This window comes from Sphaerisporangium aureirubrum, from assembly GCF_042658925.1.
Classification (GTDB): Bacteria; Actinomycetota; Actinomycetes; order Streptosporangiales; family Streptosporangiaceae; genus Sphaerisporangium; species Sphaerisporangium aureirubrum.
In genome coordinates, this window is the sequence record NZ_JBHSRF010000047.1 from 40756 (window position 1) to 66816 (window position 26061).

General features: G+C 70.0%; 24 protein-coding genes and 1 pseudogene. 17 read left to right on the forward strand and 8 right to left on the reverse strand.

The window, feature by feature from the left end; all coding sequences use genetic code 11:
• Positions 1-25 precede the first annotated feature (25 nt).
• Together ACFP1K_RS26275 and rfbH are read right to left on the reverse strand one after the other, a co-directional pair.
• The gene (locus tag ACFP1K_RS26275) at positions 26-1360 is read right to left on the reverse strand and encodes a nucleotide disphospho-sugar-binding domain-containing protein (protein WP_380758022.1); all 1335 of its coding nucleotides are present in this window, start codon (positions 1358-1360) and stop codon (positions 26-28) included.
• A 109-nt stretch (positions 1361-1469) separates the two neighbouring features.
• The gene (gene rfbH / locus ACFP1K_RS26280; protein WP_380758024.1) at positions 1470-2774 is read right to left on the reverse strand and encodes a lipopolysaccharide biosynthesis protein RfbH; all 1305 of its coding nucleotides are present in this window, start codon (positions 2772-2774) and stop codon (positions 1470-1472) included.
• Between the two features lie 345 nt (positions 2775-3119).
• Between rfbH and ACFP1K_RS26285 the strand changes: the two genes are divergently transcribed.
• Together ACFP1K_RS26285 and ACFP1K_RS26290 are read left to right on the forward strand one after the other, a co-directional pair.
• On the forward strand, positions 3120-4466 hold the full coding sequence (locus tag ACFP1K_RS26285; protein WP_380758026.1) for a nucleotide sugar dehydrogenase: 1347 nt from the start codon (positions 3120-3122) through the stop codon (positions 4464-4466).
• Positions 4463-5449: an NAD-dependent epimerase/dehydratase family protein gene (locus tag ACFP1K_RS26290; protein WP_380758028.1), complete on the forward strand. Its 987-nt coding sequence runs from the start codon at positions 4463-4465 to the stop codon at positions 5447-5449. Before ACFP1K_RS26285 ends, ACFP1K_RS26290 begins: the two co-directional genes overlap by 4 nt.
• 69 nt (positions 5450-5518) lie before the next feature.
• Here ACFP1K_RS26290 and ACFP1K_RS26295 read toward each other — a convergent pair whose 3' ends face one another.
• Positions 5519-6688: an acyltransferase family protein gene (locus ACFP1K_RS26295; protein ID WP_380758030.1), complete on the reverse strand. Its 1170-nt coding sequence runs from the start codon at positions 6686-6688 to the stop codon at positions 5519-5521.
• Between the two features lie 204 nt (positions 6689-6892).
• Entirely contained in the window at positions 6893-8113 is a 1221-nt protein-coding gene (locus ACFP1K_RS26300; protein ID WP_380758032.1) for a methyltransferase domain-containing protein, read from the reverse strand.
• Between the two features lie 170 nt (positions 8114-8283).
• Between ACFP1K_RS26300 and ACFP1K_RS26305 the strand changes: the two genes are divergently transcribed.
• A complete protein-coding gene (locus ACFP1K_RS26305) occupies positions 8284-9036 on the forward strand; it encodes a class I SAM-dependent methyltransferase (protein WP_380758034.1) in 753 nt (250 codons plus the stop codon).
• On the forward strand, positions 9033-10139 hold the full coding sequence (locus ACFP1K_RS26310) for a DegT/DnrJ/EryC1/StrS family aminotransferase (RefSeq protein WP_380758035.1): 1107 nt from the start codon (positions 9033-9035) through the stop codon (positions 10137-10139). Before ACFP1K_RS26305 ends, ACFP1K_RS26310 begins: the two co-directional genes overlap by 4 nt.
• Positions 10140-10150: 11 nt before the next feature.
• Here ACFP1K_RS26310 and ACFP1K_RS26315 read toward each other — a convergent pair whose 3' ends face one another.
• On the reverse strand, positions 10151-10828 hold the full coding sequence (locus tag ACFP1K_RS26315) for an HAD family hydrolase (protein ID WP_380758037.1): 678 nt from the start codon (positions 10826-10828) through the stop codon (positions 10151-10153).
• Positions 10829-11129: 301 nt separating this feature from the next.
• Here ACFP1K_RS26315 and ACFP1K_RS26320 point away from each other — a divergent pair, with 301 nt between their 5' ends.
• From ACFP1K_RS26320 to ACFP1K_RS26380, 13 genes are all read left to right on the forward strand, one after another.
• Complete coding sequence (locus ACFP1K_RS26320) at positions 11130-12737, forward strand: MFS transporter (protein ID WP_380758039.1); 1608 nt, start codon at positions 11130-11132, stop codon at positions 12735-12737.
• Between the two features lie 260 nt (positions 12738-12997).
• A complete protein-coding gene (locus tag ACFP1K_RS26325; RefSeq protein ID WP_380758041.1) occupies positions 12998-14245 on the forward strand; it encodes a cytochrome P450 family protein in 1248 nt (415 codons plus the stop codon).
• Between the two features lie 323 nt (positions 14246-14568).
• Positions 14569-15711 carry a cellulose binding domain-containing protein gene (locus tag ACFP1K_RS26330; RefSeq protein ID WP_380758044.1) on the forward strand — a complete coding sequence of 381 codons (1143 nt, stop codon included), beginning with the start codon at positions 14569-14571 and terminating at the stop codon, positions 15709-15711.
• 342 nt (positions 15712-16053) lie between these two features.
• Positions 16054-17217: an ROK family protein gene (locus ACFP1K_RS26335; protein WP_380758046.1), complete on the forward strand. Its 1164-nt coding sequence runs from the start codon at positions 16054-16056 to the stop codon at positions 17215-17217.
• A gap of 99 nt (positions 17218-17316) precedes the next feature.
• Complete coding sequence (locus ACFP1K_RS26340) at positions 17317-17511, forward strand: hypothetical protein (protein WP_380758048.1); 195 nt, start codon at positions 17317-17319, stop codon at positions 17509-17511.
• Positions 17480-19303 carry an albusnodin/ikarugamycin family macrolactam cyclase gene (locus ACFP1K_RS26345; protein ID WP_380758050.1) on the forward strand — a complete coding sequence of 608 codons (1824 nt, stop codon included), beginning with the start codon at positions 17480-17482 and terminating at the stop codon, positions 19301-19303. Before ACFP1K_RS26340 ends, ACFP1K_RS26345 begins: the two co-directional genes overlap by 32 nt.
• Positions 19304-19323: 20 nt before the next feature.
• Positions 19324-20010, forward strand: coding sequence for a lasso peptide biosynthesis B2 protein (locus tag ACFP1K_RS26350; RefSeq protein WP_380758052.1), 687 nt, complete (start codon positions 19324-19326; stop codon positions 20008-20010).
• A gap of 343 nt (positions 20011-20353) precedes the next feature.
• Positions 20354-20557, forward strand: a complete 204-nt coding sequence (locus ACFP1K_RS26355; protein ID WP_380758055.1) for a hypothetical protein — start codon at positions 20354-20356, stop codon at positions 20555-20557.
• Between the two features lie 118 nt (positions 20558-20675).
• Positions 20676-21116 (forward strand): hypothetical protein, encoded by a 441-nt coding sequence (locus tag ACFP1K_RS26360; protein WP_380758057.1) that lies wholly within the window; start codon positions 20676-20678, stop codon positions 21114-21116.
• Positions 21110-21337, forward strand: coding sequence for a helix-turn-helix transcriptional regulator (locus ACFP1K_RS26365; RefSeq protein WP_380758058.1), 228 nt, complete (start codon positions 21110-21112; stop codon positions 21335-21337). The genes ACFP1K_RS26360 and ACFP1K_RS26365 overlap by 7 nt, the downstream gene beginning before the upstream one ends.
• Positions 21338-21343: 6 nt before the next feature.
• Complete coding sequence (locus tag ACFP1K_RS26370) at positions 21344-22321, forward strand: NAD(P)-dependent alcohol dehydrogenase (RefSeq protein WP_380758060.1); 978 nt, start codon at positions 21344-21346, stop codon at positions 22319-22321.
• Positions 22322-22516: 195 nt separating this feature from the next.
• Positions 22517-22957 carry a DUF6326 family protein gene (locus ACFP1K_RS26375; protein WP_380758062.1) on the forward strand — a complete coding sequence of 147 codons (441 nt, stop codon included), beginning with the start codon at positions 22517-22519 and terminating at the stop codon, positions 22955-22957.
• Positions 22958-23564: 607 nt separating this feature from the next.
• Entirely contained in the window at positions 23565-24386 is an 822-nt protein-coding gene (locus tag ACFP1K_RS26380; protein WP_380758064.1) for a hypothetical protein, read from the forward strand.
• A 77-nt stretch (positions 24387-24463) separates the two neighbouring features.
• Here the strand turns inward: ACFP1K_RS26380 and ACFP1K_RS26385 are convergent, their stop codons facing one another.
• The 3 genes and pseudogenes from ACFP1K_RS26385 to ACFP1K_RS26395 all read right to left on the reverse strand — a co-directional run.
• The gene (locus ACFP1K_RS26385) at positions 24464-24697 is read right to left on the reverse strand and encodes a hypothetical protein (protein WP_380758067.1); all 234 of its coding nucleotides are present in this window, start codon (positions 24695-24697) and stop codon (positions 24464-24466) included.
• A 137-nt stretch (positions 24698-24834) separates the two neighbouring features.
• Positions 24835-25710 (reverse strand): prephenate dehydrogenase, encoded by an 876-nt coding sequence (locus ACFP1K_RS26390; protein ID WP_380758069.1) that lies wholly within the window; start codon positions 25708-25710, stop codon positions 24835-24837.
• Positions 25711-25724: 14 nt separating this feature from the next.
• Positions 25725-26061 (reverse strand): annotated as a pseudogene (locus ACFP1K_RS26395) (3-deoxy-7-phosphoheptulonate synthase); the annotation flags it as partial.

The following is a 26061-nucleotide window of genomic DNA, read 5'->3' on the forward strand; positions in this document are numbered from 1 at the left end:
TCTCTTCTGCGCCCGGCGAACGGGCTCAGCCCCGCGCGTGCCGGGCGGTGAGCTTCTCCAGGTCCGGGATGATCCCGGCCGGGGTCGGCAGGGCCAGCCAGTCGTTGCGCAGCGACGTGGCGCCGTCCTTGTAGGACGGGTCGTCCAGCACCTTGATGATCTGGGTGCGGATCTCGTCCACCGACTGGGTCTGGTGGTTGAGCCGCATGCCCGCGCCGTTCTCGGCGACGTACCGGGCGGCGATCGGGGACAGGATGTGGCGCTCGGGGATCTGGAACTGCGCCTCCTCGCCCTCACCGGCGATGCTCTGGCCCTGGCGCTCGTCGGTGTCCGCGATGAGCTGCGGCAGGCCGTTCGCCAGGGACGCCCAGAAGGTGCCGCTGGAGCCGTGGTTGATGCTCGCCGCGCAGGTGGGCAGCAGCTGCGACAGCGGCACGTAGTCGACGGTGCGCACGTTGTCCGGGACGCTCGTGATGCCCTGGAGCTGGTCCTGGTTCAGCGTGGCGACCATCTCGACGTCCAGGTCGGCCACCGCGTCGAAGATCTTGGGGCTGCGCCACTCGCCCTTGATGTACATCCGGGTGGACACGCCGAGGGACAGCGCGATCCGCGGCCGGTCCGGGGTCCGGTACAGCCACTCGGGCTTCACCGCGCCGCCGTTGTAGGGGATCCAGCGCACCGGCACCGACTCGATGGTGGACGACAGCCGCATCTCCTCGGGCATCGGGTCCAGGGAGAACTGCCCGAACAGCAGCTCGTCGTCCACCTCGACGCCGTACCGCTCGGCCAGGGGGCGCATCGCCTCGGCCAGCGGGTTGCGCTCGGGCGCCCCGCCGGCGTCCCGGTGCGCCACGAAACGCTCGCTGACCCAGCCGCTGTAGTCGGGGGCCATCAGCATGCGGCCGTGCGCGGCGCCGCAGGCCTTGGCGGCGATCGCCCCGGCGGGGAACCACGGGTCCCACAGCACCAGGTCCGGCCGCCAGGCGAGGGCGAAGTCCACCAGGCTCAGGTTGTCCGAGCTGGGCTCGGGAGGCAGGTGGAAACGCACTCCGAACAGCATGAAGTGGTAGAAGACATCCCAGTTGTCACGCACGTCGGCACTCACGCCGAGCACGCTCGCCTGGCGCTCCAGCTCCGCCAGGTCGGTCACCAGGTCGGGCCGTGCCCAGTCCTGCGCCGACTGCGGCGCCTCGTCCCCCCTGGTCACCACGGCGGTGAGGCCGGCCGCAGTGACGTGCTCGGTGGCCCCGGGGGGACCCGCGACGACCACCTCGTGCCCGGCGTTCTGCAGCGCCTGGGCGTAGGGGATGACCGGGTACAGGTGGCACATCTGTGGCCAGACGGTGATCATGACTCGCATCGATGTCTCCTTGGAACATGGCTTGCCGAGAGGTGCGGGCCGCGGGCGGAGGAGGATCGCGGCGCCGGCCGGGGCGGAAGGGGGGGCCGGAGCCCCGGCCGGAGCGCGTCTATCCGCGCGCCTCCACGAATTCCTTGATCGAGGAGACGACGTAGTCGATCATCTCGTCGGTGAGCCCTGGGTAGACGCCGACGTGGAAGGTCTGGGTCATGATGATGTCGGTGTTGGTCAGGTCGCCGACCACCCGGTGCGGCACGTCGATGTAGCCCGGGTGCCGCAGCAGGTTCCCGCCGAACAGCCGCCGGGTGCCGATCTTGCGGTTCTCCAGGAAGTCCACCAGCTCGCCGGTGGCGAACGGCGCCGCCGGGTCGACCGTGATGACGAAGCCGTACCAGCTCGGGTCGCTGCGCGGCGTGGCCACCGGCAGGATCAGGTGCGGCACGCCGTCCAGGCCCTCGCGCAGCCGGCTCCAGTTGTGCCGCCGGGTCGCGCAGAAGGAGTCCACCTTGTTGAGCTGGCTCAGGCCGAGCGCGGCCTGCAGCTCGGTGGCCTTCAGGTTGTAGCCCACGTGCGAGTAGATGTACTTGTGGTCGTAGCCCTCCGGCAGGGTGCCCATCTGGTAGCTGAAGCGCTTCATGCAGGTGTTGCTCTCACCGGGCTCGCACCAGCAGTCGCGGCCCCAGTCGCGCAGCGACTCCACGATGCGGGCCAGCACCAGGTTGGAGGTCAGCACGCAGCCGCCCTCGCCCATCGTCATGTGGTGCGCCGGGTAGAAGCTCACCGTGGCGAGGTCGCCGAAGGTGCCGGTGGGCTCGCCGTCGTAGAAGGAGCCGACGGCGTCGCAGTTGTCCTCGATGAGGAACAGCTCGTGCTCGGTGGCCAGCTGGGCCATGTCCACGACGTCGAACGGGTTGCCCACCGCGTGCGCGATCATGATCGCCTTGGTCTTCGGGCCGATGGCCGCGGCCACCTTCTCCACCGTCGGGTTGTAGGTGCCGAGCTCGACGTCGACGAAGACGGGGACCAGGCCGTTCTGCAGGATCGGGTTGACCGTGGTGGGGAACGCCGCCGCGACGGTGATCACCTCGTCGCCGGGGCGCAGCCGCATGTCCTGCAGGCGGTGCGAGGTCAGCGCGGAGACGGCCAGCAGGTTGGCCGACGACCCGGAGGTGGTCAGCAGGGCCTTGCGGCGCTTCATCTTGCGGGCGAACACCGACTCGAACTTCCGTGCCTTCGTGCCCGCGGCGACGCGCAGTTCCATGGCCGCCTCGACGAGCGCGACCCTGTCCTCCACGTCGTGCACCGCACCTGTCGGCCAGATCTCGGTGACGCCCGGCACGAACCCCTCGTCGATCAAGGTGTCCTGGTGGTACTTGCGGACCTCGTCCAGGACTAGTGCCTTGTGGTCATTCATCTCCGGTCCTTTACTCAGGCGGGTCTGCGGCGCACGACATCAGGATCATTCTCGGCGCTTCCATGGCGCATCTCCTGGATTGCGGTGCGCAAATGGCGGCCGTAGGGGGGTGCCGGGGAATGGTGCCTCCAGCCCGTGATAGGGCCGTGCGCGCAGGGGTTGACGCCATTATTCACCCGTAGTCTTTCTGCCTCGCAATACAGGAGATGCGCTGCGTAACGGCAGGGGATGACTATGTGCTCGTGCAGGGGACGACCCCGGGGCGCTCCATGCCCGCATGAGATAAACGGCGCCGCGCCCTGATCACAAGATGATCGCGTCTCATTAGCCTCGACGGGAGCGTACATGCGTTTTCTACCTGACCTCCAGAACCCAAAAGTGGCGATTGTCGGCCTTGGATATGTCGGCTCGTGCTTCGCCGCGATGCTGGCGGACCGCGGCTGCCACGTGACGGGTGTGGACAACGACGACCGGCTTGTCGACGAGCTCGAAGCGGGCCACTGCCGCTACCAGGAGGAAGGGCTCGCCGAGCTCCTCTTCGCCGGCATGGCCGCCGGACGGCTGCGGGTGACCACCGACTACGCCGCGGTGCGTGAGGCCGACGTCGTGCTGATCGCGGTGGGCACGCCGGTGCGTGCCGACGGATCCCTGGTGGACGAGCAGCTCAGCGGCGCGTGCGCCGAGGTGAGCCGGTACCTGCGGGACGGCCACCTGGTCATGGTGAAGAGCACGGTGCCGCCGGGCGCGACCCGCAACCTGGTGCTGCCGCTGTTGTCGCGCAGCGGGCTGACCGTGGGCGAGCACTTCGGGCTGGCGTTCACGCCCGAGCGGTTCGCCGAGGGCACCGCGCTGCGCGAGCTGCGCAGGCTGCCGATCGTGGTGGGCGGGATCGACGACGCCAGCACGGCGGCCGCCGCGGAGTTCTGGGCGCACACGTTCCAGGTGGAGGTGTTCCCGCTGGCGTCCCCGGAGTCCGCCGAGATCGTCAAGCTGGCGGACAACTGGTGGATCGACCTGAACATCGCGCTGGCCAACGAGCTGGCCAAGTTCTGCGCGCTGTACGGCGTGGACGTGCTGGACGTGATCAAGGCGGCCAACACCGTGCCCAAGGGCGCGGGCAAGGTGAACATCCTGCTGCCGAGCGTCGGCGTGGGCGGTTCGTGCCTGGTGAAGGACCCCTGGATGGTCTGGCGGTCCGCCCGCGAGCGCGGCCTGGAGATCCTCACCGCGCCGATCGGCCGCGAGGTCAACGCCGGCATGCCGGAGTACACCGCGCAGCTGATCATCGACGAGCTGGTGCGGCTCGGCAAGCGGCCGGACGCGTCCACGGTGGCCGTGCTCGGGCTGGCGTTCAAGAACGACACCGGCGACCTGCGCGCGACGCCCGTGGAGGGCGCCGTCACCGCCTTGAAGAAGGCCGGGGTGCAGGTGCGGGTGTACGACCCGCTGGTGGACCCCGTGCAGGCGGAGGAGCTGGTGGACATCAAGCCCGCCGCGACGCTGCGCGAGGCCGTGCTGGACGCCGACTGCGTGGCGCTGATGACGCTGCACCGGGAGTTCGCCGACATCGACTTCGCCGAGCTGCCGGTGGCCACGTCGTGCCTCGTCCTGGACGGCCGCGCGTACTTCCCCAAGGAGCGCATCACCGCGCTGCGGCGGCTCGGGTACGTCTACCGCGGGATCGGCAGGTGAGCGCCGTGCGCGCCGTCGTGACCGGCGGATCGGGGTTCATCGGCGGCCACCTGGTGGACCGGCTGCTCGCCCGCGGCGACGAGGTGACGGTGTTCGACGCCGGGCCGCCGTCGCCGTACCGGCCGGCCGGCGACACCCGGTACGTCCAGGGCGACATCCGCGACCCGGCCGCGCTGGGCTCGGCGATCGCCCCCGGGGTGGACGTGGTCTACCACCTGGCGGCGGTCGTCGGGGTGGACCAGTACCTGGCCCGGCCGCTGGACGTCATCGACATCAACTTCTCCGGCACCCGCAACGTGCTGGAGCTGGCCGCGCGGGCCGGTGCCCGGGTCGTGGTGGCCAGCACCAGCGAGGTGTTCGGCAAGAACCCCGTCGTGCCGTGGCCGGAGGACGGCGACCGGGTGCTCGGCCCGACGTCGGTCGACCGGTGGACGTACTCGTCGGCCAAGGCGCTGGCCGAGCACCTGACGTACGCGTTCGGGCGGCAGCACGGCCTGGACACCACCATCGTGCGCTACTTCAACGCCTACGGCCCCGGGCAGCGGCCCGCGTACATCCTGAGCCGCAACGTGCACCGGGCGCTGAACGGGCTGCCCGTGGTGACCTACGACCAGGGGCGGCAGACCCGGTGCTTCACCTACGTCGGTGACGCCATCGAGGGCACGCTGCTGGCCGCCGCCCACCCGGAGGCGGTCGGCGAGTCGTTCAACCTCGGCACCATGGTGGAGACGACCGTCGCCGACGCGCTGGAGATGGTCGCCAAGCTGACCGGGGCCGACGCGCCGTCCATCGCGGTGGACACCGGCGAGCGGCTCGGCTCGGCGTACGAGGACCTGGCGCGCCGCGTGCCCGACAACGCCAAGGCCCGCCGGATCCTCGGCTGGGAGCCCCGCACCACGCTGCAGGACGGCCTCACCGAGACGATCGCCTGGGCCCGGGCCAACCCGTGGTGGCTGGCGCTGCCCGACAGCGGCGCCCTGTAGAGAACACGAGGAACCGGCGCCGGCCGGGCGGTCCCACCGCCCCGGCCGGCGCCGGTTCTTTGCCGGACGTCAGGCGGGCACGTCCGTGAGCGAGGTGTCCTCCACGCGGTGCCGGGGCGCCGGGGGCGGGGACTTCTTGGAACGGCTCCAGTGCCGCATCGCGGGCTGCTCCACCAGCTTGTACAGCAGCCAGCCGGCCACCACGTTGACGGCGGTGAGGCCGATGATCAGCAGCGTGCCGCCGAGGACGCCGTAGGAGGCGCCCGGGAGCAGGGTCGGGCTCAGCCAGTAGAGCACGATCGCCTGGGTCATGTAGAAGCCGAACGACACGTTGCCCAGCCAGACCATCGGCCGGGTGCCGAGCAGGGTGCGCTTACCGCGCAGGTTCGCCGTGGCGAACGTGCCGATGGCCAGGCCGAACGGCACCGCGGTGACCAGGGTGAGGCTCCACGGCGACGGCACCGTCAGCGTCGCGGCGTACGCCACGACCAGCAGCAGTACCACCGGGGTGACGCCGAGCCGCGGCCAGCGGCCCTGGAGCACGATGCGGGCGAGGACCATGCCGAGCACGAACTCGAACAGCCGGACCGGCGGGAACATGTAGATGAACCAGAACTGCGGCAGCGCCAGCGGCTCGCCGGGGAAGCGGGGCTCGCCGGGCAGCAGGGTGAGGGTGGCGACGCAGGTCAGCGCCATGGCGGCGACGACGATGCCCGCCCACAGCCACAGCCGGTTGTCGGCGATCTTGCGGATCGGGATGATCAGCAGCGGGAACAGCAGGTAGAACAGGATCTCCGAGCACAGCGACCAGGCCGGCATGTTCGCCCCGCCCCACCACATCGGGTCGGAGCTCCAGGCGTTGAACAGGAAGAGGTTCGGCAGGCCGTAGTTCGGGGTGAACGCCGCGGCGAACAGCAGCATCGCCAGGGCCCAGGTCACCACGTGGTTCGGCATGATCTTGACCACGCGGCGGCGCAGGTACGACCCGGTTCCCCGCCCCGGCCGCCAGGACCACGTGATCACGAAGCCGCTCAGGATGAAGAAGAAGGACACCCCGATGGACCCGCCGGGCGAGAAGAACCAGATCAGGTTCTCGGTGATCCCCGGGTCCGCGAACGGCGGGGTGGGCGTCTGGTTGCCGGTGGTCATCGGGTACACGGCGTGACAGAGGAAGACGAGAAGCGCGGCGATGATGCGCATCCCGGTCAGCGCGGGTAGGTCTTGTCGGGGTTCGTTCAATTGCGTGTTCGGGATCGAACTCGTTACCGCGGACACAGTGGGGCCCTCATTTCCTAGATGGTCCGTGCCGGATATTCACGAGAGAACTATCTAGGCGTATGATTCGCGCCGTCCGGGCCCCGCCGCATCTCCCCACGTGCTGAATCACGGGTGAATACGCGAGAATCCCGGGCGCGGGAAAAACCGGCCGCGCCCGGGAGTCCGTCAGACGATGTGCACGTCGGGCACGTAGAGGATCCACCGCCCGCCGCGAGCGTGGAACACCTTCTCATTCGCCATGATCTCTTCGGCGTGGTTCCACGCGAACAGCACCGCGTAGTCGGGGTCGGCCTTGCCGAACTCCTCGGGGGCGAGGACCGGGATGTGCGAGCCCGCGACCAGGCGGCCCTGCTTGGAGGGCGTGGAGTCGATGATGAACGGGATCAGGTCCGGGCCGATGTCGCAGTAGTTGGTCACCGTCGCGGCCTTGGCCGGGGCGCCGTACCCGACGACCTTCGCCCCCTCGGCGCGCAGCCGCACCAGCAGGTCCTTCAGGTCGGTGCGGACCTTGTCCATGGCGGCGGCGAGCCCCTGCAGGGCGGCGTGCTCGCCGAGTCCCCGCTCGCGCTCCTGCGCCAAGAACTCCGCCACCGCGGGGGCGGGGGTGCGCATGCCGGGACGGCCGATGGTGTAGCGCATGGTGCCGCCGTGCAGCGCCAGGGGCTCGGCGTCGAACAGCTCCAGGCCGTAGCGCTCGGCCATGGCCTGCACCGACCGCACCGCCAGATAGAACGTGTGCTCGTCGTAGATCATGTCGAAGGCGGTCTTGCCGACGACGGTGCCGAAGTAAGGCTCCTCGAAGACGAACACGCCGTTCGGGGCGAGCAGCAGCTCCACGCCGCGCACCACCGACGCCAGGTGCGCGATGTGCGCGATGCAGTTGGCGCCGAACACCACGTCCGCCGGACCGTGCTCGTCCAGGATCTTGGCGGCGGTCGTCTCGTCGAAGAACTCGGGCAGCACCCGGACACCCTTGGCCCGGGACATCTCAGCGACCTCGGCCGACGGCTCGATGCCGAGGTGCCGCACGCCGGCCTTCGCGATGGTCGCGAGCATCACACCGTCGTTGCTGCCGATCTCCGCGATGAACGGGTCGGGGCCGGTGAGCTCGTGCTCCAGGAAGTAGCGGGCGTTCTGCTCGAAGTGCTTGCGATGAACGGCGGAACCGGACGCGTGATAGGGATACGCGTCGTGATACCTGATTTCCTGAGGCACGTCTTCCATCAGCTGGGTCATCGTGCAGGAATCGCACATGCCGATGGCGAGCCGGAAGAAGAACTCGTTCTCGATGTCCTGCGGCAGTAGGAAGCCGTTTCCCCGGGGCTGGCGCCCGAGGTCGATCGATTCCTTGACGACGCCGCCGCAAATCCTACAGGCACTCTCCATGCGATCAGATTAACCACGGGTGTCAGCCGATTCTTCTCCAGAAGTGCCGTGCCGGAAAGGCGATCCGCACTCCTGAAGATGCGTCGCGCGCGTCACGCGCGAGAGGCTCGCCGCATGCGGAATTCCACGCGCCGTCCGCTGCCGTCCAGTGCCCAGTTGAGGAGTCACCGATGACCACGGAAACGCCCGCGCGGGAGACCAACGTCTACGGGTCCGAGGTGAGCGACGTCTACGACCTCGTCTACCAGCGCCGGGGCAAGGACTACGAGAAGGAGGCCGAGGCCGTCGTGTCGCTGGTCCGCTCCCGCAAGCCGGACGCGGACTCGCTGCTCGACGTGGCCTGCGGCACCGGGGAGCACCTGCGGTCGCTGCGCGACCACTTCGCGCACGTCGAAGGCCTGGAGCTGTCCGACACCATGCGCGAGGCGGCCAGGATCAAGCTGCCCGGCGTGGCGGTCCACCCCGGCGACATCCGCGACTTCGACCTCGGGCGCACCTTCGACGCCGTGTGCAGCCTGTACAGCACGGTCGGCTACATGGCGTCCGCCGACGAACTGAACGCCGCCGTGGGCACCATGGCGCGGCACGTCTCCCCCGGAGGCGTGCTCATCGTGGAGCCGTGGTACTTCCCCGAGAGGTTCACCGACGGGCACGTCGGCAGCGACCTGGTGCGCGACGGCGACCGCACGGTGACCCGGGTGGCCAAGTCGGTGCGCTCGGGCGACGTCGTCCGGCAGGAGGCGCACTACATCGTCGCCGACGCCGACGGGATCAGGCACTTCGAGCACGTGCAGGTCTTCACGCTGTTCGCGCCGTCGCAGTACGTCGCGGCCTTCGAGCGCGCCGGGTGCGCGGTCCAGTACGTCCAGCAGGACGACATCCTGGCCGGGCGGGGACTGTTCGTCGGCATCCGTTCGCGATGATCCCGCTGTTCAAGGTCGCGGTCGACCCCGGGGCCGGTCCCCTGGTGGCGGAGGCGCTGCGCACCGGCGTGCTCGGGCACGGGCCCCGGGGCGAGGAGTTCGAGGAGGCGCTGCGCGCCCGGCTCGGCACGCCGCACCTCGTGACGCTCAACAACGGCACCTCCGCCCTGCACCTGGCGCTGCGCCTCGCCGCCGGCCCCGAGCCCGGCGGCGAGGTGCTGACCACACCGCTGACCTTCGAGGCGACCAACTGGGCGATCCTCGCCAACGGCCTGCGCATCCGCTGGGTGGACGTCGACCCCGGCACGCTGAACGTCGACCTGGACGACCTCGCCAAGAAGATCTCCCCCGCGACCCGGGCCGTCATGGTGGTGCACTGGGCCGGGCATCCGGTCGACCTGGACCGGCTGTCGGCCATCCTGGACGACGCCGAGGCGGCGTACGGCTTCCGGCCCGCGGTCGTCGAGGACTGCGCGCAAGCGTGGGGCACCACCCACGGAGGCCGGCCGCTCGGCACGCACGGCAACTTCTGCGCGTTCAGCTTCCACGCCACCAAGCACCTGGCGTGCGGCACCGGCGGCATGCTGGTGGTGCCGGACGAGGAGTCGCTGCGGCGGGCGCTGCGGCTGCGGTTCTTCGGCATCGACCGGCGGGCCGACCGGGTCAACGGCGACTACGACGTGCCCGAGTGGGGGTACAACTTCTACCTCGGCGAGCTGAGCGCGGCCGTCGGGCTCGCCAACCTCGCGAACGTGGACGGGCGGGTGGAGCGGCACCGGCGCAACGCGGCGTACTTCGACGCCGAGCTCGCCGGGGTGCCCGGCCTGGAGCTCACCGAGCGCGCCGAGGGGCACTCGTTCTGGCTGTACCCGGTGAAGGTGGCCGACCGGCCGGCGTTCATCCGCAAGATGACCGCCGCCGGCGTCACCGTGAGCGCGGTGGTCCGCCGCAACGACACCCACACCTCGGTCCGCGACGCGTTCACCTCCGCGCTGCCCGCGCTGGACGCGGTGCACGACCGGGTGGTGCACATCCCGGTCGGGTGGTGGCTGTCGGAGCGGGACCGCGCGCACATCGTGGGGGCGATCCGCTCGGGGTGGTGAGGGGCCGCGGCTCAGGCCGGCACCGGCGCGGCCAGGCCGAACGCGCTCCACACCGCCGGGTCCAGCAGGGTCGCGGCGCGCAGGTCCGCCTCCAGGGCGACCTCCGGGTGCGAGGGGACGCCGATGACGTACAGCCCCGCCGTGCGGGCCGCGGCCACGCCGTTGCCCGAGTCCTCGACGGCGATGGCACGCCGCGGGTGCACGCCGAGCGCGCCGCAGGCCCGCAGGTACGGCACCGGGGACGGCTTGGGGGCGCCGGCGGTGACGCAGTCCACCACCACGTCGAACGCCTCCCTGATGCCGATCCCGTCGAGGTAGTCGGCCACGATCTCGGCCGGGGTGTTGGTGGCGACCGCCAGCGGCCGGGTGCCGTGCAGCGCGGTGACCAGCTCGACCGCGCCCGGCAGGGCCGCGACCCCCGCGCCCACGCGGGCGCGCACCAGGTCGTAGACCGTGCGGCCGAGCGCCTCCGGAGCGGCGGGGTGGCCGAGCAGGTCGGCCAGGGCGTGCCCGAGCTCGCGCAGCTGCAGGCCGACCAGACGGGTGCGGGCCCGTGGGTCCAGCGGCACCCCGTAGTGCTCGAACAGGTCGCGGTAGGCGCCGTTCCAGGAGGTCTCGGTGTCGACGAGCGTCCCGTCGCAGTCGAACACGACCGCGTCGTGCGGGACGGGCCCCGCGAATCCGGTCATGCCGCCCAGCGTCACACCGGGCGGGGGCGCCCGCATCTCCCGGAATGCGGCGTCACCCCACCCCTACGCCCCACCCCGCCCTGGCGCGAAAGGCGTTCCCAACGCAGGTGGGCGAACCTATCGTCGAAGGTGGACGGGGGAACTCGCCCCGGCGCGATTCCGCGCACCCTGGGAGATGCCGCGCGAGGTTTCCCGTTGATAGGAACAGAGCGACAGCCCGGCTAATCACGTGTCCATATAGCACCACATAGAGAAATCGACGTAAGGAACGGCCCGCAGACACCAGAGGGAAGGACATTCGATGGATGCCAACGCCGTAGCCGGGTCCGGTGTGCGGGCCGGGCGACGGGAGTGGACAGGCCTGGCCGTGCTGGCCCTGCCGACGCTGCTGCTCGCCCTGGACTCCAGCGTGCTGTACCTCGCGCTGCCCAGGTTGAGCACCGACCTCGGCGCCAGCCACGTCCAGCAGCTGTGGATCACCGACATCTACGGGTTCCTGATCGCGGGATTCCTCGTCACGGCGGGAACCCTCGGCGACCGCATCGGGCGCCGCAGGCTCCTGATGATCGGCGGGGCGGCGTTCGCCGCCGCGTCGGTGCTGGCCGCGTACTCCACCAGCCCCGAGATGCTGATCGCCACCCGGGCGCTCATGGGCATCACCGGCGCCACGCTGATGCCGTCCACGCTCGCGCTGATCAGCAACATGTTCACCGACCCCAAGCAGATGGGCACCGCCATCGCGGTGTGGATGAGCTGCTTCATGGGCGGCATGGCGATCGGCCCCGTGGTCGGCGGCGTGCTGCTGGAGAACTACTGGTGGGGCTCGGTGTTCCTGCTCAGCGTGCCGGTCATGGCACTGCTGCTCATCGCCGGGCCGCGGCTGCTGCCCGAGTACCGCGATCCCGGGGCGGGCAAGCTCGACCTGACCAGCGCCGTGCTGTCCCTCGGCACCATCCTGCCGGTCATCTACGGCCTCAAGGAGCTGGCCAAGGAGGGCTGGGAGGCCGTGCCGATCGCGTCCATCGTGATCGGTGTGATCATCGGTGTGGCGTTCGTGCGGCGGCAGCGGTCGCTGCCCAACCCGCTGCTCGACCTGCGGCTGTTCAACAGCCGCTCGTTCAGCGCGGCGCTCGCCATCATGGTCGGCGGCGGCCTGATGAGCGGAAGCTACCTGCTGGCCAGCCTCTACCTGCAGACGGTCGAGGGCCTCTCGCCGCTGCAGGCCGGGCTCTGGCTGGTGCCGCAGACCTTCGTCACCGTGATCAGCCTGATGATGGCGCCCGCCATCGCGCGCAAGATCCGCCCCGCGTACGCCATCGCGGGCGGCCTGGTGGTGTCGGCCATCGGCTACGCGCTCATCACCCAGGTGGCGTCCAGCTCCGGCCTGCCGCTGCTGCTCACCGGCCTGTACGTCGCCGCGTGCGGCGCCGGGCCCATGGCGGGCCTCGGCACCGGGCTCATCATGGCCTCCGCGCCCCCGGAGAAGGCGGGGTCGGCGGCGGCCATGTCCGAGACCGGAGGCGAGCTCGGCATCGCGCTCGGCATCGCGACCCTCGGCAGCGTCGGCACCGCCGTCTACCAGAGCCAGCTCACCGTGCCCGCCGGGGTGCCCGCCGACGCCGCGGCCGGCACCACGGAGAGCATCGCGGGCGCCATCAACGCCGCCGCCGAGCTCGGCGGCCAGCTCGGCGCCGGGCTGCTCACCGCGGCGCGGGAAGCGTTCACCACGGCGCTGAACACCGCCGCCGGCGTCAGCTCCCTGATCGCCCTCACCCTCGCCACCATCGCGGTCATCGCCCTCAAGCACGTCGCCCCGACCGGCGACGGGCACGGCGGCGGCGAGGCCCCGGAGACCGCGGAGGCACCCGTCGAGGAGACCGCCGAGGCACCCGCCAAGGTCTCCGGCTGAGACACCGCGGTATCAGAAAAGGCGCCGGACATTCCGTCCGGCGCCTTTTCTCATGGCCATTCAATTCGCCGTTTGCGGGCATCTTCCGTCGTGCTGAATCAGGCCGGGGCACCCCTGCCTCCATATACGGACCGGTGCCGCCGGACGTAAAATCGAAATGGCTGCCAGGACATTAATCCGGCACCTTCCCAGAGCAGGTATTTTCCATTCCCCCTCCTGCCCTGATCATCTCCGGCGACGAGCATCTCGGGAGACTTCCGATGGAACAAGGCCGCCCCGTCCCCCTCGACACCACTGGCCAGGACATCCACGCCGAGGCCGACAAGCTGCGCGCGATGGGCCCCGCGACCCTGGTGGAACTGCCCGGCGGTGTGCGCGCCTGGTCGGTCAACAGCTACGCGGTGATCAGGGACCTGCTGACCGACCCCCGGGTCACCAAGAGCGCCCGCAACCACTGGCCGGCGTTCATCAACGGCGAGATCCCGCCGGACTGGGAAATGATCAGCTGGATCGCCATGGACAACATGGTCACCGCGTACGGCAAGGAGCACGTCCGGCTGCGCAAGCTGGTCGGCAAGGCGTTCACCCGGCGCCGCACCGAGGCCATCCGGCCCCGCGTCGTCGAGCTCACCAACCTGCTCCTCGACGCCCTCGACGCCGTCCCGCCCGGCGAGGTCGTGGACCTGCGCGAGCGCTTCGCCTACCCGCTGCCCGCCCGCATCGTCGCCGACCTGATCGGCATGGACGAAGCGGCCCTCGCCAAGACCGCCACCGTCATCGAGATGATGATCGACACCACCGTCACCCCCGAGCAGGCGATGGCCATCCTCGGCGGCTGGCGTGACGCCATGGCAGTCCTCATCGCCGGCAAGCGCGCCAACCCGGGTGAGGACATCACCACCGACCTCATCGCCGCCCGCGAGGAGGACGGCTCCCGCCTCAGCGAGGCCGAGCTCACCGACACCATCTTCGCCATCCTCGGCGCCGGCTCCGAGACCACCATCAACTTCTTCGACAACGCCATCACCGCGCTGCTCACCCACCCCGACCAGCTGGAACTGGTGAAGTCCGGCCAGATCTCCTGGGAAGAGGTCATCGACGAGACCCTCCGCGTCCAGTCCCCCCTGGCCCAGCTCCCCCTGCGCTACGCCGTCGAGGACATCGAGCTGGACGGCGTCACCATCCCCAAGGGCGACGCGATCCTCGTCAACTACAGCGCCATCGGCCGCGACCCCGCCCTCCACGGCGAGACGGCGGGCGAGTTCGACGTCACCCGCCCCAACAAGGAACACCTCTCCTTCGGCCACGGCCCCCACTACTGCCTGGGTGTAGGCATCGCCCGCACCGTCGCCGCCATCGGCCTCAGCACCCTGTTCGAACGCTTCCCCGACCTCACCCTCGCCGTCTCCGAGGACGACCTCCAGCCCCTCCCCACCTTCATCATGAACGGCCACCGCTCCCTCCCCGTCTACCTGACGGCCCCCGTCCCCGCCACCGCCTCCGTCTGACCGGTCCCCCTCCCAGCCCGTCCGGCCCCGCCGGGCGGGCTGTTCCCATGCGCGAGCGGCGGGGCGAAAATGTCCGGGCCCCGCGCTGAAAGTTTCCGCGTCCAGGGCGCCGAGGCGAGGGAGCGTGCCTGGTCATCGCCAGATCGCGCGCGGGCTGAAACGTTTCATTGATGCGCTGAAAAAACCTTGAGACGATCCCCCGACCAGCGGCCATGGCATCGCGGCCCGGAAAGCGGCGGGTCCGCGGAGGCCGGCCCATGTGCCCCCGATGAACTCCACCTTCTGACGCCCTCGTGCGGCGCGGGAAAGGAACGGGTGTCCCCATGACGAGGACCTCACATGTGATCGGTGGTCTGATCGCCGGGCTGGCGCTGCTGCTGGCGACGGTGTTCGCCTCCGGGGCGGCCGGCGCCGAGTCGAACGGCGGAGTGCGGGTGATGCCGCTCGGTGACTCGATCACCGACGGGCTCACCGTGGCGGGCGGTTACCGCATCAACCTGTGGCAGAGCATGGTGGCGGACGGACGCCGGGTCGACTTCGTCGGGTCGCAGTTCAACGGGCCGTCCAGCCTGGGCGACCACGACCACGAGGGCCACTCGGGCTGGCGCATCGACCAGATCGACGCCCAGATCGTCAACTGGCTGCGCACCTACACCCCGCGCACCCTGCTGCTCCACATCGGCACCAACGACATGTTCCAGAACCCCAACGGGGCGGCCACGCGGCTCGCCACCCTGCTCGACCGCATCTTCGGCACCGCCCCCGACACCTACGTCTTCCTCGCGACCATCATCCCGCTCAACGGCGCCGACGCCGCCGTCCGCAACTTCAACGCCTCGATCCCCGGCCTCGTGCAGACCCGCGCCAACGCCGGCCGCCGCATCTACCTGGTCGACATGTACAGCCGACTGACCACCGCCGACCTGGCCGACGGCGTCCACCCCAACGCCGGCGGCTACGCCAAAATGGCCACCGCCTGGTGGACCGCCCTCCGCACCGTCCCCGCCAGCCTAGAAGCCGGCACCCCAACCCCCACCCCCACCATCACCCCCACAGTCACCCCCACCGTGACCCCCACCGTGACCCCCACCGTCACACCAACCGTGACCCCCACCGTCACACCAACCGTGACCCCCACCGTCACGCCCACCCCCACGTCGACCCCAGCCGGCTGCACCGCCACCTACCGGGTGACCAACTCCTGGAGCGGCGGCTTCCAGGCCGAGGTAACCGTCCGCAACACCAGAACCACCCCCCTGACCGCCTGGACGGTCCGCATGACCCTCCCCTCCGGCCAGACCATCACCAACCTCTGGAACGGCACCAACACCGGCACCAACGGCCCCGTAACCATCACCAACGCCCCCTACAACGGCAACCTCGCCCCCAACGCCACCACCACCTTCGGCTACGTAGCCAACGGCAACAGCACCACAACCCCGACCCCGGTCTGCACCAGCCCCTGACCTGACTCCGGTGGACGCCGCCCGGCACGGCCGTGCGGCGTCCACCACCGTGTCGTCCCAGCCCGCCGGCATCTTGGCGTATTCGCAAACCGGTCTTTGACCGATGATTTCCTCGGGCCCCCTTGAGTATTGGGCGTAAGGCCGGAATTTCGACTTGGCCCGAAACCGCGTAAGTGGACGAACCGGCACTCAGGTGACCTCGGCGGGCGGCGGGAAACAGCGGAGATCTCGTCGCCGCATGGCAGGCGGAACGAACAAGCTCGTTTTCGAATCGAAACTCCTGTGTCACGATCGGGGTGTCGCCATTTCGAAATAGAACACCTCGACCGCGAGGCGCCGCCGATGTCCGATGCGCGACCGACGCACGACGCTCTCATGCTGCTGAAGAACTCCGTCGACGGTGTGAAGCTGAACGAGAGCCATCTCAAAATCATCAGGGCCGTCATGTGCGCGCCCGGCACCCGGGCGGACCTTCGCAATCGCAGCGGGCTGGCCGCCTCCACCATCACGACCGAGGTCAGGAATCTCATCCGCAGGTACAACGTCCTGGAGGAACGGCCTCCCGGACGCCGGATCCATCTGACCGCGACGAACGGTGTGGCGGTCGGCCTCGGCGTCGGCGTGCATCGCACGATCGTGGTGGCCCGGCAAGTACACGATGTCGAGCGGCGCGACGAGACCGTGGACACCCCGATCGCCGACGGGCAGCACTGGCTACGCGACACGACGGGGGCCGTGCGCCGACTGGTCGCCGCCGCCGGGGGCGGGCGAGCCGGCATCGCCACGATCGGGATGGCCGTACCGTGGGCGGTCAATCCCCGTGACGGGCGTGTCTCCGGTTCCCCGCCGCCCTGGTCGTGCGACGGGCTGGACACCGGTCTCACCGAGCGCCTCACACCGGCCCACGGAAAGATCAAGGTGCTGGTGGGCAACGACGCGCTGCTGACGGCGAACGCGGAGCAGCTCGTGCACCGTAGCGAGAACATGCTCTTCCTTCAGGTGTCAGGGCATGTGCTCGGCGGCACGCTCGTCGGCGACCGGCTGCTCCAGGGGCATCTCGGCCTGGCCGGCCAGCTGGGGCATCTGCCGGTCGACCCGCACGGTGAGGCGTGCTGGTGCGGGAGGCACGGCTGCCTGGAGGGCTTCGTGAAGTCGTCCGCCCTGATGCGGGACGCCATCGGCTGGTGTGACGCCGAGCAGTTGCCGAGGCCGCGGTCGCTCGGCGACCTGACGGACCGGGCGGAGGAAGGCGACGCCGTCTGCCTCGGCGTGCTCCGGCGCGCCGCTGCCCGGATCGGGCAGGCACTCGCCATGGCCTGTCTCGTCGGCGCGCCCGAACTGATCGTGATCGGCGGTGAGGCGGCACGTGGCCTGGAACTCGCCAGAGACTGGTGCGCCCGTGAGATGACCCGCGGCGAATGGACGGCGAAGACGAAGGTCGTGTACAGCACCGCGTCCGACGCGCCCGCCAACGGTGCCCTGCTCCTCGGCTTGCTGGGCACTTGAGGAACGACTAGCGGTAGAGTCCCCATCGCCATGCGTTACACGCGGGGCGGCCGATGTGCCTGAGACACGGCGCCCACACTTCACACCGAGGTCGACAACATGGAAGACACGATCGCGGCGGACGAGGGCGCGAACACGAGGAACGACGGAGGCATGGGCACCGCCACCGAGCGGTCTCAGGGCGACCACCCGTACGAGCCGCCCCGCATGGTGGGCGTCGGCCGGATTCGCACACTGGCCCGTGGAAGCGCCTCGAGCGGCAATGCCGACATCAACGTGCAGTATTACTGGTGAGGGTCCTGCGGGGTTCCACCTGTCCATCAGCCGGGACGCACGGGGGCGCCTCGCCACGGACCTGAGCCCTCGGGGCCGCGAGGCCGCCGCGCACACGCGCACGGCGGAGCACGGCCACGACCGGCTGCTCATGCTGGGCCACGGCCTCGCACCGCCGGAACGGGTCGCGGCCGAGTTCGCCGCCGCGATGGATCGGGACACGCCCGACAGGCTGACCACCCTGTCTGGTGGGCACATGTTCGTGGTGGTCCGCCCCGAAGAGGTGCTGGTCTACACCGACCTGGCCGGGCAGTTCGCCGTCTACTACAGCGAAAAGGACGGGCATACGGTCGTGGGCTCCGACCTCCGGGAGCTCGCCGCCGCGCACGGCCGCTCCCCCGACCCGCTCACCGTCGCGATCCACATCACCTGTCCCAACGTGCTGCCGTTGACCTCGGGGCGCACCCACTTCCGGGGGGTGCGCACCGTCGAGGGCGGGAGTGTGCTGCGCGCGGACGGCGTCCGGGTAAGCGTCCGCACCTATCACGACCGGCTGCCCGACCTCGCCCCCTCTGACGAGCACGTGGCCCGGCTGCGTGAGGCATTGACGGTGTCGGTGCGGGCCCGCTGCACCGCGGGCGTCGTCACCGCGGACCTCAGCGGCGGGCTCGACTCCACCTCGCTGGCTTTCGCCGCCGCCGCGCACACGCCCACCCCGCTGAGCACCGTCGTCTACCACAATCCCCTCGTCCCGGCCGCCGACCTCGCGGACGCGGTACGCGCGGCCGGGCTCGACGACCGAATCGATCTGTCCGTCGTGCGCGGCGACGCGGAGACACTCCCCTACCAAGGTCTTTCACACATGCCGGCCCGGCCGGCCGGCGAACCTGCGGCGGGTGTCATCGCTCACCGGCGCACGCTGCTGCGCCTCCGCTGGGCGGCGGCACGCGGGTCCGCCGCCCATCTCACCGGTGAGGGCGGTGACGCGTTGCTGCATCCGCCGCCGTCCTACCTGGCGAACCTGGCGCGCCACGGCCGCGTCCTGCGGCTGGCGCGTGACAGCATGGCGCTCGGCAGGTCCAGGAACGTCTCGCCCGCCGCGCTGGCAGCCCGCGCGATGGTCCTCGCCTTCGGCACGCACCCGCGCGCGCTCGCCGCGCTCGGCCACCGGATGCGCGACCCGCTGCGCGGCTCCGCCGACGCACCCGCGCACGCGGTCGCCTGGTGGCACGTCCCGGGCGAGCCGCTGCGCTGGCTGAGCGGGCGTACGCGTGCCGCGCTGAGCGAGATCGCCGGAGACCCGGCCACGGCCCGCGTCCTGCCCGAGGGCATCGGGCCGGCGGAGCACACGATGCTCGCCGAGTTGCGCGCCGCCGCGCGCACGCAGCGGTACACGCGTGAGCTGGGCGCGACCGTCGGCGTCGAGGTGCACGCCCCCTTCCTGGACAACGCCGTGGTCCTCGCGTGCACGCGCGTACCCGTAGCGCGCAGGGCCGATGCGCGCGCGTACAAGCCCCTGCTCGCCCGCGTGATGCGCGGCCTCGTGCCGCCGGAGGTGATTTCACGCGTAACGAAAGGGAGCTACCACGCCGAGGAGTACGCTGGGGCGCGCCTCGCACGCGGAGAGATACGATCGCTGCTGGCCGGTTCCAGGCTCGCCGCGCTCGGCGTGATCGATCTCCCCGCCTTCGAGGAGACGCTCATCCGCCTGCACATGGGCCTCCCGGCTCCCCTGGGCGCCATCGGCCGGCTGATCTCGGCAGAGACGTGGCTGCGCGCCCTCGACTCCCCGCCCAGAACCGACACCTGTTAGCGAATGATTCGCCGATCATCATGAGACTGAGGGTCACGCAGCACCTCTACCAGCACGCGGACGCCGAGCGAGGCGTGATCGTCATCGATCCCCGCTCCGGGGAATGCCATGCGATGAACACCTCGGCCGCCACCGTCTGGGCGGCGCTGAGCGCGGGTGACGGCTTCGAGGGCGCGGTCACCGTACTGCAGGACCGGTACCCCACGGAGTCCGTGGAACGTGTCCGCCATGACGTGGCGATGCTGATCGAGGACATGCTCCAGGCCGGCCTGATCACGATCGAGGAACGCGACCGGACCGCCGGAGTTCGGATGGCCAGCCGACCCGCCGGGGTGCCGGGGCCGGTCGGCATGCTGTTCCTCCTGCTCGCCGTCACCCTGCTCGCGCTGCCCTTCCGCGTGCCGCACGGCCTGGTGCGTACAGTGCACCGCCGGGGAGGCAAGCCCCTGTCCTCCGCGCAGGCCGAGCGGATAGTACGTTCCGTCCGCCGCGCCGCCGCCCGCCTCCCCGTGCGCGCCGCCTGTCTGGAGGTGTCGCTCGCGTCGGTGCTGTGGGCGGCGTGCAAGCACCGCCGTCTCGACTGGTGCCTCGGTGTGCTCTTCGACCCGTACAGCTTCCACGCCTGGGTGGAGACGGAGGGCCGCAGGATCGAGACGAGCGAGGAGACACTTTCCGAGCCGTCTCATTACCGGGTGATCTCGATCTGACATCCGGTGACGAAACACTGACGTTTTCGATCCGAAAGCCCGCATACCTGAACCGGCTGGCTGACTGGTCGATTTGAATGCGGCCGACGGCAGTGACCCCGGAATTGGGTGCTCATTCAGCGCCGGACGGCCGATGCCGATGGATTCGGCGGCACATTGTCCTCTCTAGAGAACTCTGTTTACGATTTGACAATGGCCGCAGGGGGCGGGTCTTCCCGCGATGGGATTGGCGGCCTGAGAGGCGGACAGAGAAATGGCTCACCCTCCGGCCCACCCGCCACAGGAGAATGTCGTACCGGGTGAAACGCCCCGGCCTCCGGGTGGTGGGCCCGAGCCCGCGAATGTGATCGCCGAGGGATCCGGCGGGACCGGCGGGCGACCGCGGCGGCTGGGGTGGCGTAAAGCCGCGATCGTCGTCACGGTCGCGACGGGCTCGGGCGTGCTGGTCGTCGTGCAGCCGTCCCTCGCCGTCCCCCTCGGCGTCGCCGCGGGCGTGGCCGCCCTGCTGCACGAGGTGCTGTCCCGTCCCGACGACTCCTCCCGCTAGGACCCCCGGTCCCGTACCGACGGCGGCCTCTGGCGCACGATGTAAAAATTTCTAGACATGACGTCAAGTTTTGGCTACATTGGCGATGTAAAGAAATCTGTACATCGGAGGGGTAGTCATGACGCTCGAAGAGAGGCGTGCGTGGATCCGGCTGGTGGTTTCGGTGGTCGGGTACGCGGTGTACGTGGTTCTTGTCGTGGGGCGGATGGATGGGCGGCCTGTGGGTGAGGTGGCTTACGCGGGGACGTTGCTCTGGACGGTTGGGGGGGCCATCGGGGGGGCGATTCTGGCGGACATCGTGGTGGGGATCGTGGTGGGGATCGTCAATCCTCGGGGGTCGCAGGTTACGGACGATCGGGATCGGGAGATCGGGCGGCTGGGGGAGCGGGTCGGGCAGTCGTTCGTGGTTATCGGGGCGGTGGGCGGGATGCTCATGGCGATGGCGGGGTGGGAGAGGTTCTGGATCGCGAACGTGATCTATCTCTGCTTCGTGCTCTCGGCGGTGCTCGGGGGCGTCACGAAGGTCGTCGTGTATCGCAGGAGCGTTCCGCGGTGGTGAAGCCCACGCAGGTCACGAATCGCATCCGGACGTTGCGGTTCGCCAAGGACGAGATGACGCAGGCCGAGCTGGCCGAGCGGATCGGGGTGACGCGGCAGACGGTCATCGCGATCGAGCAGGGGCGGTACTCGCCGTCTCTGGAGATGGCCTTCCGGATCGCCAGGGTGTTCGGGGTGCCGCTCGACGACGTGTTCCAGTATCCGGATTCAGCAGAGGAGTGAGTGGCGATGAAGGCGATCGTTCAGGACGTGTACGGGCCGGTGGACGTGCTCGAACTGCGGGACGTGGACCGGCCGCCGGCCGGGGACGACGAGGTGCTCGTGGAGGTGCGGGCCGCGGCGGTGGACGCGGGGGTGTGGATCCTGATGAGCGGGCGGCCGTATCTCGTGCGGCTCATCGGATTCGGGCTGCGTAAGCCCAAGGTCGCGGGGCGGGGGCGGGACCTGGCCGGGGTGGTGGCGGCGACCGGGGCTCGGGTGACGCGGTTCAAGGTGGGGGACGAGGTGTACGGGACCTGCGAGACCGGGTCGTTCGCCGAGTTCGCGGTCGCGCCGGAGCGGCAGCTCGCACCCAAGCCGGCGAACCTCTCGTTCGAGCAGGCCGCCGCGGTGCCCGTTTCCGGGGTGACGGCGTTACAAGGGATTCGTGACCTCGGTGGCGTCCGGGCGGGCCGGCGGGTGATGGTCATCGGCGCGGCCGGGGGTGTGGGGTCGTTCGCGGTGCAGATCGCCAAGGCGCTCGGGGGGCGGGTGACCGGTGTGTGCAGCGGCGCGAAGGCGGACATGGTGCGTTCCCTCGGCGCCGACGACGTCATCGACTACACCCGCGAGGAGGTCGACCGCGACGGACCGCGGTACGACGTCATCCTGGACATGGCCGGAGACCGCCCGCTGTCTCTGCTGCGACGCGCGCTGACCCCCCGGGGCACGCTGGTGGTCGGCGGGGGCGGCTACAACAAGGCCCCCCTGCTCGGCGGTTTCCAGCGCGCTCTCCGCACACCTCTGGTCTCGAAGTTCGTGAGCCAGAACCTGCGCGGCCTCACCGCCAAGGAGGGTTTCGAGCCCCTCGAGGACCTGACCCGCCTCATCGAGTCCGGCTCCGTCACCCCGGCCGTCGACCGCACCTATCCCCTCGCCGACGCCCCCGCCGCCATCCGCCACTTCGCCGAGGGGCATCCCGCGGGCAAGGTGGTCGTCACCGTGTAGTCGTCCCGGCCGAGGTCCCCCGGCGGAACGTTCCCACCGGGGGTGAGGCCGTGCGGCTCGCGGGCGGATCGGCCGAAAGTATTAGTTCCGGGACCGGCCGATCGGTCAGGGCGGCACTGGCCGAGGGCCCGATGCGGGACACATCTGACGCGATCACACTGAGGCTCCGCAGCCCGGCAGGAGGAGCAGATCGCCGTGAGAACGACGACAACCAGGCAATACCGCGACACGCAGGTCGATGTGAGATTCGTGCTCTGCGCGCTCTGGAGCACGATGCTGTTCGTGTTCGCCTACGTCGACATCTTCGGCTTCTACCGCGCCGACGTTCTCGGCGCCGCGCTCGACGGCAGGATGGCGGCCACGTCGTTCACGGTCGACCAGACGTTCCTGACGCTCACCCTGGTCTACCTCCTGCCGTCGATCCTGATGGTGGTCCTGTCGCTGCTCCTGAGACCACGGGTCAACCGGGTCGTGAACATCGTCGCCGGCCTCTTCTACATGATCACCATCATCGCGTCGTGCATCGGTGAAACGTGGGCCTACTACATCCTCGGAAGCCTCGTCGAAGCGACACTTCTCGCCGCCGTCATCCGGGTCGCCTGGAAATGGCCGCCACCTCGGCTCGTCACCACCTGAGAAAGGCGGGGCCGGTCAGACATCCCTGGGCTTGGAGGCGGAGAGCGTCGAGGAGCCGGTCGTTGTGCACGAATCGGGTATTGACGTGCGTATTGCCGAACGCTGGACCACACTCCAGCACATCACCCTCAGCTCCAGCCGGATCGGCGACATCGCCTATGCTGCCCTCGTCCTCACCCACTTCGAACACCAAAAGATCACCATCGGGGTCAGGGCCAGCTCGCCGTGCCGGTCGCCAAGAACGGCATGTTCCCGCCGGGCTGACCGTCCGGCCTCACCCGTGAGCGGATCCCCTCCTCGGCCGGAGATGGGTTTCCCGCGCTGGTAAATGCCGTTCACGTGGCCCGGGAGATCTGCGGCCGAATTCCCCGAGTCCATCACGGCGCTTTTCGACCTGTTGTTATATCGGCGATCCATCGGGCCGAATACCGAGTACGGCAATAGTGGTCACCAATATTGTCAAGGCTCGGACATCGACACACACTCAGGGGAAGGAAGCCTGACCCGGACCGATGGAGGCACAGTGACGAGACCGTTGATCAGAGTTAACGGAGGCAGAAAATCGATTATCCGGTGTCTGTTATCGGCCGCCGTCGCGGTGCTCGCCGTGGCATTCCTCAGCGTGCCGCCGGCCGGCGCACTCGCGCTGCCGACGCCGAAGAATTTCACCTCCTACCTCGACCTTGAATGCTTCAAGACGAACGCGTACCAGCCGCCGACGACCAATATCACGGTCCGGCACCTGAACCCCGTGCTCGCCAATCTGCCGACCGAGACGGTCACCCTGGGGGTGCGCGAGCAGCTCTGCCTCCCGGTCGCCAAGAACAACGTCATCCCGCCGAGCCCCGCGCTCGACTTCATCCGGTACGTCGACCTCGCCTGTTACCGGATCACCGGCATCACGGTGAACCAAGGCCTCGTGCTCCGCCACCTCAATCCGCTGCTGCAGAACCTGCCACAGACGCAGGTCGTCATGAACGTCCCGCAGCAGCTGTGCGTCCCGGTCATCAAGAACAACGTGGTGCCACCCTCGGACGTGCTGGCGCTCGTCTCCCACATCGATCTCAAGTGCTACAGCATCACGCCGAACAACCCGCTGGGCCAGCAGCTGTCCCTGCGGCAGCTCAACCCCCTCCTGAGCACGTACCCGATCCACGCGGTCCAGGTCCTCTACGCCCGCCAGCTCTGCGTCCCCGTGCAGAAGGCCGGTGACAACATCCCGACCGAAGCCCTCAACATCATCAAGTGGGTCGACCTGGAGAAGTTCGACGCCGTCCCCGCCTCCTCCGGATCCCTCCCCACGATCACCCTGGTCCTGCGCCACATCAACCCCGTCCTCGCCGGCCTCCCCGCCGAGCAGGCCGTCCTCTCCGCTCCCCTCCAGCTGGGTCTCCCGGTGGCCAAGAACGGCTTGCTCCCCCCCGGCTGACCCCTGCCCCGACCCCTCCGCCCGCGACCCGGCGGAGGGGTCCCCAGATCATCGACCACCTGCGCCGGTCCGGCAGATCACCAGCCCGGATCCGAACCAGGCGGCTCCACCGACGCGCGGAACGGCCGCAGCCACTCGTTGACCTGCGTCAGTCCCGCGTCGGTGCCGAGTTCGACCGCGGGAAGGTCAGCCGGTTTGAGACCGGGGGCCCTGTCCCCGAAGAGCACGACGCTCTGTTCGCTCAGATTGCGCCGGGTCGACCAGATGAACCCGGCTCGGTCTCTCCCTGTCGGTGAATCGATCGCGGGCATCGTCACCTCAGCGGCGCGACACGACCCCGGCCACGCACCTCGCCCAGGCGCTGAGCCGGACGTAAACCCCCGCCCAGGCTCGGCGCCACAAATCACTGACTATCGGGTAAACACACGAGGACCCGAGGGAGCCGGCGTCAGGGGGTGGGAGTGGGGTGGAGGACGTTGAGGATTTGGTCTCGGCCTCGGTTGCCTCTTGTGAGGAGGTCGGTGAGGGCCTCTGGGTCGGTGGTGCGGAGGGCCAGGGCGGCTTCGGTCAGGTCGTGGACTATCGCTTCCAGGACGGTGGCTATGGGGTGGGCGTTGTGCTGGAGGATGTCGCGCCACAGGGCGGGGGCGCCCCGGGCTATCCGGGTGGTGTCCTGCAGGCCTTTGCCTGCCAGGGAGAGGATGTGCTCGTCGGCGGCGGCGAAGCGGGCGGCCAGGGCGGCGGAGACCAGGTGGGGGACGTGGGAGACGGCGGCGACCATCTCGTCGTGGGTCTCGGGGGTGAGGATGGTGGGGCGGGCGCCGCAGAGGGTGACGAGGGCGGCCACCCTGCGGACGGCGCGGGGCGGGGTGCTGGGGTGGGGGCACAGGGCCCAGGGGCGGGCGGTGAACATGTCGGCGTGCGCGGCCGAGGGGCCGGACAGTTCGTGGCCGGCGAGGGGGTGGCCGGGGACGTACGTGGTCAGGTCGCAGCCCGCTCGTTCGGCCTGGGCGAGGATGCGGGACTTGGTGCTGGCGACGTCGGTGTAGACGCTGCCGAGCCCCCGCGCCTGGGCGTCCGCGAGCACCTCCACGACGGTGGAGGGCGGGGTGGCGATGATCACCACGGCCGCGCGCCGCCCGGCGGTTCCCGGGAGGGCCTCGCCTGCCCCCATTCGCACGGCTTGGGCCAGGGCGTCGGGGTCGCGGTCGGCCAGGTGGACGGTCACTCCGGACTGGCGCAGGGCCAGGGCGACCGAGGTGCCGATCACGCCTGTGCCGACGACGATGACGTGGCGGACCGTGCGGGGTGGGGGCGGCTTCATGGAGGGGGTCCTGGTCAGGCGACGAGCTGGGCGGGGGCGGGGGTGTGGCGGCCCATGTAGTGGGTGAGGTCGTGGAGGGTGCGGGAGAGGGCGGTGAGGTCCTCCTCCACCAGGGCCTGGGGGCCGTCGCACAGGGCGATGTCGGGGTGGGGGTGGACGTCGACGATGAGGCCGTCGGCGCCGGCGACTATCGCGGCGCGGCTCAGCGGCAGGACGAGGTCGCGCCGGCCGCCGGAGTGGGAGGGGTCGACGATGACGGGGAGGTGGGAGAGGCGTTGGACGATGGGGACGGCGGAGATGTCGAGGGTGTTGCGGGTGGCGGTTTCGAAGGTGCGGATGCCGCGTTCGCAC

What these genes read in the sequence shown, in the direction of transcription:
- ACFP1K_RS26275 (WP_380758022.1), bottom strand. Translation starts at nt 1,360, where the DNA reads ATGCGAGTCATGATCACCGTCTGGCCACAGATGTGCCACCTGTACCCG.
- rfbH (WP_380758024.1), bottom strand. Translation starts at nt 2,774, where the DNA reads ATGAATGACCACAAGGCACTAGTCCTGGACGAGGTCCGCAAGTACCAC.
- ACFP1K_RS26285 (WP_380758026.1), top strand. Translation starts at nt 3,120, where the DNA reads ATGCGTTTTCTACCTGACCTCCAGAACCCAAAAGTGGCGATTGTCGGC.
- ACFP1K_RS26300 (WP_380758032.1), bottom strand. Translation starts at nt 8,113, where the DNA reads ATGGAGAGTGCCTGTAGGATTTGCGGCGGCGTCGTCAAGGAATCGATC.
- ACFP1K_RS26305 (WP_380758034.1), top strand. Translation starts at nt 8,284, where the DNA reads ATGACCACGGAAACGCCCGCGCGGGAGACCAACGTCTACGGGTCCGAG.
- ACFP1K_RS26310 (WP_380758035.1), top strand. Translation starts at nt 9,033, where the DNA reads ATGATCCCGCTGTTCAAGGTCGCGGTCGACCCCGGGGCCGGTCCCCTG.
- ACFP1K_RS26315 (WP_380758037.1), bottom strand. Translation starts at nt 10,828, where the DNA reads ATGACCGGATTCGCGGGGCCCGTCCCGCACGACGCGGTCGTGTTCGAC.
- ACFP1K_RS26320 (WP_380758039.1), top strand. Translation starts at nt 11,130, where the DNA reads ATGGATGCCAACGCCGTAGCCGGGTCCGGTGTGCGGGCCGGGCGACGG.
- ACFP1K_RS26325 (WP_380758041.1), top strand. Translation starts at nt 12,998, where the DNA reads ATGGAACAAGGCCGCCCCGTCCCCCTCGACACCACTGGCCAGGACATC.
- ACFP1K_RS26330 (WP_380758044.1), top strand. Translation starts at nt 14,569, where the DNA reads ATGACGAGGACCTCACATGTGATCGGTGGTCTGATCGCCGGGCTGGCG.
- ACFP1K_RS26335 (WP_380758046.1), top strand. Translation starts at nt 16,054, where the DNA reads ATGTCCGATGCGCGACCGACGCACGACGCTCTCATGCTGCTGAAGAAC.
- ACFP1K_RS26340 (WP_380758048.1), top strand. Translation starts at nt 17,317, where the DNA reads ATGGAAGACACGATCGCGGCGGACGAGGGCGCGAACACGAGGAACGAC.
- ACFP1K_RS26345 (WP_380758050.1), top strand. Translation starts at nt 17,480, where the DNA reads ATGCCGACATCAACGTGCAGTATTACTGGTGAGGGTCCTGCGGGGTTC.
- ACFP1K_RS26350 (WP_380758052.1), top strand. Translation starts at nt 19,324, where the DNA reads ATGAGACTGAGGGTCACGCAGCACCTCTACCAGCACGCGGACGCCGAG.
- ACFP1K_RS26360 (WP_380758057.1), top strand. Translation starts at nt 20,676, where the DNA reads ATGACGCTCGAAGAGAGGCGTGCGTGGATCCGGCTGGTGGTTTCGGTG.
- ACFP1K_RS26370 (WP_380758060.1), top strand. Translation starts at nt 21,344, where the DNA reads ATGAAGGCGATCGTTCAGGACGTGTACGGGCCGGTGGACGTGCTCGAA.
- ACFP1K_RS26385 (WP_380758067.1), bottom strand. Translation starts at nt 24,697, where the DNA reads ATGCCCGCGATCGATTCACCGACAGGGAGAGACCGAGCCGGGTTCATC.
- ACFP1K_RS26390 (WP_380758069.1), bottom strand. Translation starts at nt 25,710, where the DNA reads ATGAAGCCGCCCCCACCCCGCACGGTCCGCCACGTCATCGTCGTCGGC.